Raw genomic sequence first — 13352 nt, 5'->3', positions numbered from 1 at the left:
CCTTGGTTTTTATGGCTATGGCAATAATATTTATTTACCGCCATTATTTTTTGTTAACCAATTGTAAGCATAGTTGCTTTATAAATTTGATTTATAGATTTTGTGCCAAATTTGCAGTTTAAACCTATTAATCATAGGAAATTTAAGATAAGAATGGAAAGGATAAGCGGAAGTGAGAGTAAAATAGTCAATATTGCAAATAATTAAGTTATTAATGGTAGCCACTGTTAATAATGTGGCTACCCAAAATGGCTGGACAATAATCAAATAATCGGTAACTGAATATCTTTAAAGAATGCTTCAATTTCATCATTGTTACGAATGGCAATCGCCTTATCCACCACATCTCGAGTCAAATGTGGGGCAAAGCGCCATAAGAAGTCATACATATAGCTACGCAAGAAACTGGTGCGTTTAAAGCCAATTTTGGTGGTGCTATAGCTGAACTTATCACGCATATCAATAACAACAAGGTCAGAGTCATTTACCGCATCGACCGCCATACTGGCGATAATACCAATACCTAGCCCCAGTCTGACATACGTCTTAATAACATCTGCGTCTGTCGCTGTAAAAATAATTTTCGGCTCTAAGCCTATTTTTTGGAAAGCGACATCCAGTTCAGAACGACCTGTAAACCCATGGGTATACGTCACAATTTGGTATTCCGCGATGTCTTCAATCGTCACGTTCTTTTTCGTCGCCAGTGGATGATCCTTTTGCACGACCACACAGCGGTTCCAGTGGTAGCAAGGCAGCATAATCAAGTCGCTATATAGATGAAGGGCTTCAGTGGCGATTGCAAAATCACTGTTACCCTTGCATACCTCTTCCGCAATTTGGGTTGGCGTACCTTGCTGCATATGCAAAGACACATGAGGGTAGCGTTCAATAAAACCTTTAATAACAGGAGGTAACGCATAACGAGCTTGCGTATGGGTCGTTGCGATATTCAACGTACCACGATCTGGGTAGGTATGTTCACCGGCCACTGAGCGTATCGCTTCAATTTTCGACAGTACTTCTCTTGAAATACGTACCACCTCTTCACCTGCAGGCGTTACATGTGTTAGGTGCTTACCACTGCGAGCAAAAATTTGGATGCCAAGCTCATCTTCTAACATCCGCACTTGTTTACTGATACCCGGTTGCGAAGTAAAAAGCCCCTCCGCCGTAGAGGAGACATTTAAGTCATGGTTAACAACTTCAACAATATAACGTAATTGCTGCAATTTCATATTTCTGCCTACCCCTTACTGGATCACGATATATTCGCTATAGCTAAAAAATATTAGTTATAACTAAAAATTATATTTAACAGATTCGATATAACCAATATAACATTATTCTAACGAGAATAAACAGTATGATGACAAAATTTCATCTAAGGTCAGCTATTCACAATACAATGACGTAAGATATTGCAAAGACGGGTTATCTTTAATTCGTGATATGTTTCAATGAATAAAACGTAATTTGAAGGATTTCCACTTCGAGATAAACTAAATAAAGTGGAGTTATATATTCTCAACGAAGAGAGGTTTTTACATGCGTATAAATGTTTTAGCACTACTAATTGGTATGTCGACGGTTTCCTTTGCCCCTCAATTACTGGCTAAAGAAGTGGCTTACGGGCAACAAAAAATTGTTTTATCCGATACCATTAACCCTGGAAATGATTTCTACCGTTATGTGAATGAAGATTGGATAAGCAAAGCAAAAATCCCAACGGGCATGCCTCGCATTAACTCTTTTGTTGATTTGTACTTAAATACCGAAAAACAAACTCAAGCAATTATTGATGAACTGCAAAAAAAACCTGAAAACGAGTTGGATCATAATCAACGTAATATCCGTAATTTATACCAAAGTTTCCTGAACGAAGACGCCATTGAAAAAGCAGGCCTTTCCCCTATCAAACAAGATTTAGCTGAGATTGCAAAAGCAAAAAATCATCAGGATATCAGCCAGCTAATGACGAACCCAGATTTCAACTCATTGATTTCTTATTGGGTCGATTTAGATGCAAAAGCCCCTGAAACGTATGTTCTGTATATTGGCCAAGGGGGTTTAGGGTTGCCAAATCGGACTTATTACCTCGATGATACCCCGCAGATGCAAGATATACGAAAAAGTTATATTGCCTATATAGCGACTATGTTGAAACTTGCGGGCGAAAAAGACGTTGAACAAAAAGCACAAAAAATCTTCGAGTTAGAAAAAGCGGTCGCAACGGTGCATTGGAGCCCTGAAGCACGCCGTGACACTATCAAAAACTACCATGCTATGTCACTGCCTGAAATGAAAAACTATACCCAAGGCTTTGATTGGAATGACTTTATCAACCGCTACAACCTGACTGACAAACAACTTGAAAAAGTGGTAGTAGAAACAGACAGCGCTGTTGAACAAACCGCTAAAATTTTCGCGAAAACGCCCGTTTCTACATTAAAAGATTATTTAACATTCCAATATATTAGCGACCATGCTCGCTATTTAAATAAAGCTGTTTCTGATGCCAACTTTGATTTTTATTCGAAAAAACTCAACGGGGTAGAGAAACAACGTACTCGTCAAGAACGCGCTTTACAAACAGTAAATTCATTACAAGGTGAACCATTAGGGCAGATCTATGTTGAAAGATATTTCGACCCACAATCAAAAGAAAAAATAAAAGATTTAGTCAGTTATGTTCGAGGAACATTTAATTCTCGTTTGAAAGATAACGACTGGATGGATGAAAATACCCGCCAAGAAGCCCTGAAAAAACTGGAACAATTCACCGTAAAAGTAGGCTATCCCGATAAATGGAATGATTTCAGCAGTGTTAATTTAAAACCTGATTCACTATTGGATAACTATAAGCAAGTCGTTGCATGGTCTTACAATGATATGTTGAGCAAAATTGGGCAACCTGTGCGCAAGTGGGAATGGGGAATGACACCGCAAACGGTGAATGCCTATTTCAACCCAGTGCAAAATGAAATTGTCTTCCCGGCGGCAATTTTACAAGCACCATTCTTTGACCCAAATGTTGATCCTGCTTATAACTATGGGGCTATCGGCGCCGTTATTGGTCATGAAATGGGTCATGGCTTTGATGACCAAGGCAGTTTATACGACGGCACAGGCCAGCTACGCAATTGGTGGAGTGAAAGCGCCAAAAAACATTTCAAAGAAAAAACCGAAAAGTTGGTCGAACAATACAATGCATTTGACGTTGATGGCTTAAAGGTTAATGGACAATTAACCCTAGGTGAAAACATTGGGGACTTAGGCGGGCTAAATATCGCGTTGAGTGCTTATAAGCAGTTTGCCAAAGAGAATTACCCTAATGGTGAACCACCAATTATTGACGGCACAACCGGCTTACAGCGTTTTTTCATCGCATGGGCACGTACATGGCAAGAGCTGTCGAATAAAGAGTCTGAACGCAATAAAATTATGACTGACCCACACAGTCCAAACCAATTCCGTGCCAATGGTGTCGTGCGTAATATCGATGATTGGTACCAAACCTTTGGTGTCGATAAAGACAACGCCCTCTATTTGGAACCTGAAAAACGTATTCGTATTTGGTGATGGGTGAAAAAAAGCTCGGTATATTTTCCGAGCTTTTAAACCGTGTAGTCAGTTAAGGACTTCCCCTTGACAGTTTAGGCCTTGCTTTAAATAGTTTGCGTTGTGGCTAGGCGGCAAGTGAAGCTAAGCCCTAGGAGCATACACCAGTATGTGATTAGGGTTAGCAAGCGCAGCCAACAACGCCACAGCGTAAAATATGACGAGCAAAGTTATTTGATGACGCCACAGGCCATCCTAGCCCCACCACCACCTAACGCTTCTGGATTATCTGAATAATTATCGCCACCCACATGCACCATTAGCGCACGGTCTTGCACATCTTTCAGTGTTTTTAAACGTGGTGCTAAAACCGCATAATCGGCATTACCTTTGCTATCTGCTACCAAACCAGGTAAATCCCCCAAGTGCCCTGAATTATCATATGGCCCTTTGTGAACACCCGTTTTTGCTGGGTCTAAATGCCCTCCCGCTTTTAGTGCAGGAACGGGTTTACCGTCTTTTTCCCCTGGCTCGCAGCTTGGATTTTCGTGAACATGGAAACCATGAATACCGGATTGTAAACCTGAAAGTTTTGGTGTGAACAGTAATCCATACTCAGTTTCAGAGATAACTACCTCACCAATAGTTTTACCTTCACCGGTCGGTGTTGCTTCTTTTAATACCACTGTGGATTGTGCCGCATAGGCCGTGCCCGCTGTCAGTAAAGCAGCGAGCAAACACATTTTTAACTTCATATTGCCTCCAGTAGATAACATTTATCAATCATTCCTTCGACTTACCTTATGGTATGTAAGGCAAGAATTATTACTGTTAATTCATCAGTATTAATAACTGTACTTAAACTAACATAAATTTGTTATCACATTGGTGTTACATTTAGCTTTAGTTAATAAATGATAGTTATATCACAATCAGCTTTGTTAATTTGCCCTTCCTAAATCACTTTAATAAGAATGACTATACCGTTACCCCTTCGCAGTAAAAATTTCATTTCAGTATGTTTACGTAAAATAAGCTGTTGATAAAAAATGTTAACATGCTGTGAAAACGATCACAGTATATTATTTTTATTTCGCCTACATTTCAGACTATTCATTTCACATGAAATAAATAAGAAATAAAAATTTCATAAAGCCCCGCAACGTTAAAGCAACTTAATTAAAAAAGAAGAGCTGTACCTTACGAATAAAACGAGCTAGCAAAAATAACACTATGTTTTCTTAAATTTTTATAATAAGTGGAAAATAGATTATGAATACTCTTGCCAAAAAGTTTGGTTTTTCAGCACACACCATCATTCAACTTATTTTTATTACCGCCAACGCCCAATTATTGTATGCCTTTTGGGATTTGCGGAACTCCTTACCACTCGGCTTTCCTGTCGCAATGGGGATCACTGACGCACAAGCAGGCCAACTCTATTCAATGCAAGGATTAGTTATTTTGTTAGGTACTCTGGCTCTCGGTTGGGTCGGTGACAGGTTTAAAGTGCGTGTGATTATGTTAATCACTACACTCGGGGTTGGCTGTATTTCTCTTTTTATCGCCTTAAACTCACCAGGCTTAAGTATGCCGACTCTACTGTTATGCTTTTTCTCTATGTTATTACTCAGCGAAGTGTTATTTAAACCCGCCAACTTTAAAGCCGTCAGCTTATCAACCACCAAAGAGCACCAAGGTGTCGCATTCGGTATGTTTGAATTTGGGCGAGGTTTATTGGCATTTTTGATGAGTTTATTATGGGCAGCAATGGTTTACTACGAAGCCAGTAGCCGCACCATGATGATCACATCATCAATTATTGTACTCGCAACTGCGATACTCATTTTCTTAGCTGTACCGAAAGACGCCCGAGTCAGTGAAGATGCGGATACCGTAAACTCTGTAAAAGAAGCCCTGCTTGGTGTATTAAAAGTCATTAAGTTGCCGATAGTTTGGGTAACAGGCCTTAACGTTTTTTGTATTTACGGTACCTTTGTGGCGGCGGGTACTTACTTTGCCCGTTTCTTACAAGCAGGTTATGGTGCCTCCGCAACCGTCGCTGCGGTATTTGTATCCGTAGTGATTGCGCTGCGAATGTTACCGTTATTATCCACATTGCTGGTCACTTTAGCGTTTAAATCCACCGCCCATTTTATGCGTTTTATGTCATTTATTCTGGTGATTTTACTCGCGGCTATCGGTACTTTATTCTACATGAACCCCGCTTCTATCACGGAGTTTATGGCGGGCCAAGCGCCTGATAATATCATTAGCCCAGTGGTTCGTAACACCATAATGGTCTTGATGTTATGTGCCTCTGCATGCTGCTTTATGATCCGAGGCGTCTACTATGCCCCAATCGGTGAATTTGGGATTGATAAAAAGCATGCATCCGCAGCAATGTCTTTGGCTATTACGATTGGTTACCTCCCTGCGCTACTGGCACCATTAATTTTGGGTAAAATCATTTTTAGCCCACAATTAAATGAACAAGGGCAAGTCGTCAAAGAAATTCTCACGCCAACAAATATTATTGGTAATGTTTTTATTGGGTTATCTGTCTTAACATTAATCGCCGCGTTACTGTCTTGGACCGTTATTAAAATGAAAAAATCGCAATAAAACATTATATTATAACGATATGAGCCGTTACAATAACGGCTCATTGTCTATTTAGAAAACGGACTAGGTAAGCACTATGCAAAATAATAATTATATTGATTGGCTCAAATATGTCGCAGATGAATTGTCCGTGACGGATTTATTAATCCCAGGGACTCACGATGCCATCACATCAACTTGTGATCAGCCCTATTACCAAACCCAGACATTATCACTAGCAGAGCAGCTTAACTGCGGCGTTCGTTTTTTTGATTTAAGGTTAACTCGCAATTTGAACATTGCGCACCGTGAATGGCATAGTGACATCATGGCTGAAGACCTTTTCCAGTGTTTTATTTCTTTCCTTGATACACACCCTACTGAATTTATCATTTTACGCATTCAAAATGCCAATGAGAAAAAAGATGATTTTGAGGCCTATAAACAAGCTCTGGTCCCATTTATTGAACCTTACCTAAAACATCTTTTACTACCTGAACAAATCGATGAAAACACCTTTAAATGGCCATGCGTAAAACAGCTAAGAGGTAAAATTTTAGCGATTGAATGTGCGCCTCCTGAACTGGGCGTTTCAACATTAGAGGATGGCACTCGTTGGGCACATAATTGGCATCAGAATCCCTTGATTTCATTACAAGATAATTGGAATGGCCCTGAGGTTCAGGAAAAAATTAATGATATCATGTCATTAATTCATGGTGGCGATAATATCAATGAACAACAACTCATACTCAATCATATTAGCGCGACAAATGGTCATCTAGGCAGCCCAATGGCGTATGCAGATATCATTAACCCTATTATTCGCAATGAATTAGCGACGTTAGATAAGTCTACGCAAAAAGGCATCTTAATTTTTGATTTTATTGATGAAGATTTAGCGAAAAAAACGATTAAAGTAAATCAATTACAATCTGTTTAGTGCAAAAAAAATGCCAATCAATAACAGATTGGCATTTCTATTTTTAACCTGAAAAGTCACCTTAACAAATTACTTTTCTTTAACTTCCCACTTACCGTCAACGTAAAAAGCACTCCAACCTGTTGCTTTACCGTCTTTTTCCGAAGAAACATATTGTTGCTTGGTTTTACGGCTAAAACGAACGACGGTCGGGTTTCCTTCACCATCTTCCGCTGGCGCTTCTGCTAAATAAGCAAGCTTTTCAGGTAGTCTATCCTTAAAGCGTTGCAACTCAGCCACTAATGGCGCGCGTGTTTCTCTGGATTTCGGGAAAGTATTGGCTGCAAGGAACACCCCAGCCGCACCATCACGCAATACAAAGTAAGCGTCAGATTTTTCACACGGTAATTCAGGTAGTGGAACAGGATCCTCTTTCGGTGGTGCAACTTCACCACTTCTTAAGATCTTACGTGTGTTTTTACACTCTTCATTGGTGCAACCCATGTATTTACCAAAACGCCCCATTTTCAGGTGCATTTCAGAGCCACATTTGTCACATTCAATGACAGGGCCATCGTAGCCTTTAATACGGAATTCGCCTTCTTCGATTTCATAACCTTCACACGCAGGGTTATTACCACACACATGTAATTTACGTTGATTATCAATCAAATAGCTATCCATCGCTGTGCCACATTTCGGACAACGACGTTTCGCTCTTAGCGCGTTAGTTTCCGCATCATCCCCTTCAAGTACGTTGAGCACTTCATCTTCAGGGATCAGGTTGATGGTTTTCTTACAGCGTTCTTTCGGTGGTAATGCATAGCCGCTACAACCCAAGAATACCCCTGTGGATGCCGTACGGATACCCATATGACGCTCACAATCAGGACAGGTTATTGATGTAATAACCATTGGATTGGTACGCATTCCACCTTCTTCTGGATCTTTTTCCGCAACATCAAGTTGGGTACTAAAATCAGAGAAGAATTCATCAAGAACCGCTTTCCACTCGGCATCATGGTTTGCAACATGGTCGAGTTGGTTTTCCATTCGTGCAGTAAAATCGTAGTTCATTAAATCGTTGAAGTTTTCTTCCAAACGATCTGTAACGATTTCACCCATTTTTTCTGCATAGAAACGGCGATTTTCAACTTTAACATAGCCTCTATCTTGGATAGTGGAAATAATTGCTGCATAAGTTGAAGGACGACCAATTCCACGTTTTTCAAGTTCTTTAACCAATGATGCTTCACTAAAACGCGCTGGCGGCTTAGTAAAGTGCTGACTTGGCAATAATTCGATTAATGATAGCTCCGTGCCCACTTGAATAGGTGGCAAGGTTTTATCTTCATCGTTTTTGCGCAGTGCAGGCATCACTTTCGTCCAACCATCGAAACGTAACGTACGCCCTTTGGCTTTCAGTTCAAAGTCTCCCGCTTTCACTGTTAAAGTCGTCGAGTCATATTTCGCAGGCGTCATTTGACACGCAACAAACTGGTTCCAAATTAATTGGTACAGCCGTTTTGCGTCATTTTCCATATCTTTTAGTGAATCAGGTAGTACATCTACACTAGAAGGACGGATGGCCTCATGCGCCTCTTGAGAATTATCTTTGCTGCTATACACATTGGCATCTTTCGGCAGATATTTAGCGCCAAAGTTGTCATTAATATAGCCACGAACCATGTCTAACGCATCTTGGCTCAAGTTCGTTGAGTCAGTACGCATATACGTGATGTAACCCGCCTCATACAGACGCTGAGCCATCATCATGGTTTTCTTCACCCCAAAGCCTAAACGTGTACTTGCCGCTTGTTGCAATGTCGAGGTGATATAAGGTGCACTTGGTTTACTTGATGTTGGTCGGTCTTCGCGGTCAATGACCTCAAAGCGCGCTTTTTCAAGTAATTTTACCGCCGCAGTCGTTTGCGCCTTATTAACAGGCTTAAACGATTTACCTGCTTGTGACGTGACTTCCATGCGTAAATTCGCAATGTCTTTGTCTGCTAAATCTGCATGCAATTCCCAATATTCTTCCGGAACAAATGCTTTGATTTCTCGTTCGCGCTCGACAATCAGTTTTACAGCAACAGATTGAACACGTCCGGCAGACAAACCTCGCGCCACTTTTTTCCACAATAATGGGGATACCATGTACCCCACGACGCGGTCCATAAAGCGACGAGCTTGCTGGGCGTTAACCCGATCAATATTTAGCTCACCAGGGGTATCAAATGCTTGAGTGATGGCATTTTTCGTGATTTCGTTAAAAACAACACGACTAAAACGCGAATCATCACCGCCAATCACTTCTCGCAAATGCCATGCGATAGCTTCTCCCTCGCGGTCCAAGTCCGTTGCGAGGTAGATATGATCGGCATCCGCCGCCAGAGATTTCAGCTCAGAAACCACCTTTTCCTTACCCGGTAGAATTTGATAATTCGCCTTCCAACCATGATAAGGGTCTATACCCATGCGATTCACGAGTGCATCACGTGGATCTTTTTTAACTTTCTTTGTTTTCTCGGTAGATGAGCCTGTACTCTTTTGTGAGCCGGTTTGTGAACCAGAGCCGCTTTTCGGCAGATCACGAATATGGCCGACGCTGCTTTTTACAACGTAGCCACTGCCAAGATACTTGTTAATTGTCTTGGCTTTTGCCGGGGACTCCACGATAACAAGAGCTTTACCCATATTTACCTTTACCTAAATATCAACAATGACGCACTTTTACATAAAAATGCGCAAAATGAGAATCTGTTTTTTATATTGCGACACAATCACAATATATCAATATATTTTCAATCAATTATTTGTGTTGAAACAAAACTTATAATCTCAGTCACGTTATTCTACAAGCCATGAAAGTCTTCTAGCTGACTGATTTTAACCATATAAAGGCATTAAGCCATAATTGAAAACCACACACTCTACCTGATAAAATGCTAGAAGCAACCAATTATTTTTTCAAGGGAGCCCTATTATGCAAGACAATCTTCAGTACATTACAAAAACAGAGTTACTTGAAAAAGCTAACGATATCATAAAGAAACATGACGAGTATATTCACGGGATGTTTGTAGACACTGTAGAACAGCATCGTGGTACACTGGTTTTTAAAGGGGAATTTTTTCTCGATGAAAATGGTATCCCAACATTAAAAAGTACCGCTGCTTTTAATATGTACAAACATCTTACGCATGTTCTTTCTGAACAATACCAATTACGTGAAAATGACTAATTAACATTCAATAATTGATAAAAAATTACCGGCATTAGTGCCGGTAATTAATAGTAGAATTAAAACAGAATATTTGCGAGGCGACTATTCATTTATAACATCGGTTTTTGACCACGCTGCCACCAGCGTAATAAAAGGTTATCCACACTGTTTGCTGCACTACCCATGACTTTGTCCATCATTTTTTTACTCATAACATAACGAACACCGACAATCTCTTTCGCGTCAATGGCATCAATAATAATATCATCACTTACGCCAATGCTATCTACCAGCCCTTTTTCCAGCGCCTGTGAACCGTACCAGTATTCACCCGTTGCAACCTTGTCAATATCTAACGAAGGCCGATTTTGATGAACAAACTGCTTGAAAAGGTCATGTGTTGAATTTAAATCTTCCACAAACTTTTTACGACCTTGCTCGGTATTTTCACCTAACAAGGTCAGTGTTCTTTTATATTCACCGGCAGTATGAAGTTCAACATCCACATCGTGTTTCTTTAATAGTCGATGAATATTGGGAATTTGCGCCACAACACCAATAGAGCCAATAATCGAAAATGGCGCTGCGATAATTTTATCTGCAATACAAGCCATCATATAACCGCCACTTGCCGCCACTTTATCCACAGCAACCGTGAGAGGAATATTCTTTTCTTTTAATCGGCGCAATTGTGATGCAGCAAGCCCATAACCATGAACCATACCACCAGGGCTTTCCAAACGAAGTAAAACTTCATCTTGCGCGTCAGCAACTGCAAGAACTGCACTGATTTCTTCTCTTAAAGACGCAACTTCACGTGCATCCATACTGCCTTTAAAGTCTAAGACATATAAACAAGGCTTTTTAACGGAGGTTTGCCCAAGTTTTGCCCCAGTTTTCTCGCTTTTTGATTTTGCTTTCTGCTGTTTTTTGAATGCCTTGAGCCAAGCTTTGTGCTCAGATTCATTCATTTTCACTTGTTGCATTTGGCGTTGACGTTCACGATAATTTTCACCTAAATCAGTGAGTTTTAACGAACCTTTAGCGCCTTGGCGACGCATACCTACACCAAAGACAAAAACAGCCAGCAAAACAATCGCCACCACAATAGTGACAACTTTTGCTAAAAATAATCCATACAAAGAGAAATACTCCACAACATGATCCTTCTGATATTTATCTTCAACGCAAAAATAATCTCACGATTATGGCTAAACAACCAGAAAAAAACGTATTTGTCGCCATAAACTACGTAGATATCTATGTTAGATTAGCCAAAAACTCGAATCAGTGCGATGATACTGTTACATTTACTTCACAAATATAGGAAAGAATATGCTTCAATATCAGCCTAGACAAGACCTATTGAAAGGCAAAACGATACTCATCACCGGCGCAGGCGATGGCATTGGTCGTGAAGCCGCCCTGACCTATGCCCGGTTTGGTGCAGCGTTGATCCTTGTTGGAAGAACACAACGTAAATTAGATGCCGTTAGCCAAGAAATCACCGCAATTTCTGGTAAAGAATCCCCATGCTATGTTTTGGATTTATTAACAGCAACTGAAGAAAATTGCCAATCATTAGCTACTCAAATATCTAAAAACGCCCCTTATCTAGATGGTGTTTTGCACAATGCGGGGATCCTTGGCGTTATCGCCCCCATTGCAGAACAACCGACCCAACTTTGGCATGATGTCATGCAAATTAACGTGAATGCGACTTTTATGCTCACCCAATCCCTACTCCCTTTGTTATTGAAAGCGCCAAATGCATCATTAGTTTTCACCAGCTCAAGCGTCGGAAAACAAGGGCGTACTGGTTGGGGAGCCTACGCCGTCTCTAAATTCGCGACAGAAGGCCTAATGCAAGTGCTTGCTGATGAGTATAAAAATAGCCATTTACGCGTAAACTGCATTAATCCGGGTGGCACTCGAACCAGTATGCGTGCAAGTGCATTTCCTGAAGAAGACCCACAAAAACTCAAAACTCCAGCGGATATTATGCCAATTTACGTCTACTTAATGGGCGATGATAGTATCCGAAAAACAGGAAGCAGCTATGATGCACAACCGGGTCGTAAACCGGGTGCAGCGGAGTAATCGACTATGTCACAAAGCCGACATGAAGAACGCCAACAACGCTTAAAAGAAAAAGTGGATGCACGTATTGAAGCGGCTCAAATTGAGCGTGGGATTATCATTATCTTTACAGGCAATGGTAAAGGTAAAACTACTGCGGCATTTGGTACCGTCTGCCGAGCCATCGGCCATGGTAAAAAAGCGGCTGTTGTGCAATTCATTAAAGGGGGCTGGGATAACGGTGAACGCGAACTCTTAGAACCACTTGGCGCACCTTTTTTTGTGATGTCCACTGGTTTTACGTGGGAAACTCAAAATAAAGAAACCGACACCCTTGCCTGTCTTGAAACTTGGCATCATGCCAAGCGGTTGTTAAGTGATCCTCAATATGATTTGGTTGTCTTAGATGAGCTAACCTATATGCTTAGCTATCATTACCTTGGCTTAAACGAGGTTATGCAAGCTTTACAGAGTCGCCCTGCCAATCAATCGGTTATTATTACTGGTAGAGGATGCCACCGTGATTTAATTGATTTAGCGGATACGGTCACTGAAATGCGCCCTGTCAAACATGCGTTTGATATTGGAATTAAAGCGCAAAAAGGCATTGACTGGTAAACGATTAAAATTAACTTAGCAATAATAAGCTTAAATAAAGCGATTGCTAAGTTTTCTTTTTATGCATGGTAAATCTAATAGTTCGCATTTATTCCAATTTCCGTGTTAAATTATATTTGTCACTTTAAAAAATTAATTACCTCATCAATTTACCTAATGTTTTAGCCAAATTTCATTCTCTTTAATATAAATTGCTACGTGTTATTCCTTGAGTAAATACACCGTAAATCAAAATACCCATCACTGACAACCCAATTGATTTAATTAAGTTTAATGATAAACCTGCGCATTTATCCTAGCTTTATTCACATTTGGTTATTATTCAACAGTCAATAAAAATCC

The 13352-nt window shown here is 40.4% G+C and carries 10 protein-coding genes; 6 read left to right on the top strand and 4 right to left on the bottom strand.

The window, feature by feature from the left end:
* Positions 1-263: 263 nt before the first annotated feature.
* Entirely contained in the window at positions 264-1238 is a 975-nt protein-coding gene (gene cysB / locus J6836_RS06400) for an HTH-type transcriptional regulator CysB (RefSeq protein WP_206086092.1), read from the bottom strand.
* Between the two features lie 310 nt (positions 1239-1548).
* Here cysB and J6836_RS06395 point away from each other — a divergent pair, with 310 nt between their 5' ends.
* Positions 1549-3582, top strand: a complete 2034-nt coding sequence (locus J6836_RS06395; protein ID WP_219247798.1) for a M13 family metallopeptidase — start codon at positions 1549-1551, stop codon at positions 3580-3582.
* 209 nt (positions 3583-3791) lie between these two features.
* On the opposite strand, the gene sodC is transcribed toward J6836_RS06395, so the two are convergent.
* A complete protein-coding gene (gene sodC / locus J6836_RS06390) occupies positions 3792-4316 on the bottom strand; it encodes a superoxide dismutase family protein (protein ID WP_219247796.1) in 525 nt (174 codons plus the stop codon).
* 517 nt (positions 4317-4833) lie between these two features.
* On the opposite strand from sodC, the gene J6836_RS06385 reads away from it, so the two are divergent.
* Both J6836_RS06385 and J6836_RS06380 read left to right on the top strand, forming a co-directional pair.
* The gene (locus J6836_RS06385; RefSeq protein WP_219247793.1) at positions 4834-6186 is read left to right on the top strand and encodes an MFS transporter; all 1353 of its coding nucleotides are present in this window, start codon (positions 4834-4836) and stop codon (positions 6184-6186) included.
* 76 nt (positions 6187-6262) lie between these two features.
* A complete protein-coding gene (locus tag J6836_RS06380) occupies positions 6263-7108 on the top strand; it encodes a phosphatidylinositol-specific phospholipase C domain-containing protein (RefSeq protein WP_219247792.1) in 846 nt (281 codons plus the stop codon).
* Between the two features lie 69 nt (positions 7109-7177).
* Here J6836_RS06380 and topA read toward each other — a convergent pair whose 3' ends face one another.
* Positions 7178-9784: a type I DNA topoisomerase gene (gene topA, locus J6836_RS06375; protein ID WP_219247790.1), complete on the bottom strand. Its 2607-nt coding sequence runs from the start codon at positions 9782-9784 to the stop codon at positions 7178-7180.
* Positions 9785-10073: 289 nt separating this feature from the next.
* Between topA and J6836_RS06370 the strand changes: the two genes are divergently transcribed.
* Entirely contained in the window at positions 10074-10331 is a 258-nt protein-coding gene (locus J6836_RS06370) for a DUF2498 family protein (RefSeq protein WP_219247788.1), read from the top strand.
* A gap of 92 nt (positions 10332-10423) precedes the next feature.
* Here J6836_RS06370 and sohB read toward each other — a convergent pair whose 3' ends face one another.
* Positions 10424-11470 carry a protease SohB gene (gene sohB, locus J6836_RS06365; RefSeq protein ID WP_219247786.1) on the bottom strand — a complete coding sequence of 349 codons (1047 nt, stop codon included), beginning with the start codon at positions 11468-11470 and terminating at the stop codon, positions 10424-10426.
* Between the two features lie 178 nt (positions 11471-11648).
* On the opposite strand from sohB, the gene J6836_RS06360 reads away from it, so the two are divergent.
* Together J6836_RS06360 and cobO are read left to right on the top strand one after the other, a co-directional pair.
* Positions 11649-12413, top strand: a complete 765-nt coding sequence (locus J6836_RS06360; RefSeq protein WP_219247784.1) for a YciK family oxidoreductase — start codon at positions 11649-11651, stop codon at positions 12411-12413.
* A 6-nt stretch (positions 12414-12419) separates the two neighbouring features.
* The gene (gene cobO, locus J6836_RS06355; RefSeq protein WP_219247782.1) at positions 12420-13010 is read left to right on the top strand and encodes a cob(I)yrinic acid a,c-diamide adenosyltransferase; all 591 of its coding nucleotides are present in this window, start codon (positions 12420-12422) and stop codon (positions 13008-13010) included.
* The last annotated feature ends 342 nt before the right edge of the window (positions 13011-13352 follow it).

The organism is Providencia sp. R33 (assembly GCF_019343475.1).
Classification (GTDB): Bacteria; Pseudomonadota; Gammaproteobacteria; order Enterobacterales; family Enterobacteriaceae; genus Providencia.
This window is presented reverse-complemented; position numbering and strand designations above follow the sequence as displayed.

Bases quoted from the DNA above. Each gene is read 5' to 3' on its own strand.
- cysB (WP_206086092.1), bottom strand. From the start codon at position 1,238: ATGAAATTGCAGCAATTACGTTATATTGTTGAAGTTGTTAACCATGAC.
- J6836_RS06395 (WP_219247798.1), top strand. From the start codon at position 1,549: ATGCGTATAAATGTTTTAGCACTACTAATTGGTATGTCGACGGTTTCC.
- sodC (WP_219247796.1), bottom strand. From the start codon at position 4,316: ATGAAGTTAAAAATGTGTTTGCTCGCTGCTTTACTGACAGCGGGCACG.
- J6836_RS06385 (WP_219247793.1), top strand. From the start codon at position 4,834: ATGAATACTCTTGCCAAAAAGTTTGGTTTTTCAGCACACACCATCATT.
- J6836_RS06380 (WP_219247792.1), top strand. From the start codon at position 6,263: ATGCAAAATAATAATTATATTGATTGGCTCAAATATGTCGCAGATGAA.
- topA (WP_219247790.1), bottom strand. From the start codon at position 9,784: ATGGGTAAAGCTCTTGTTATCGTGGAGTCCCCGGCAAAAGCCAAGACA.
- J6836_RS06370 (WP_219247788.1), top strand. From the start codon at position 10,074: ATGCAAGACAATCTTCAGTACATTACAAAAACAGAGTTACTTGAAAAA.
- J6836_RS06360 (WP_219247784.1), top strand. From the start codon at position 11,649: ATGCTTCAATATCAGCCTAGACAAGACCTATTGAAAGGCAAAACGATA.
- cobO (WP_219247782.1), top strand. From the start codon at position 12,420: ATGTCACAAAGCCGACATGAAGAACGCCAACAACGCTTAAAAGAAAAA.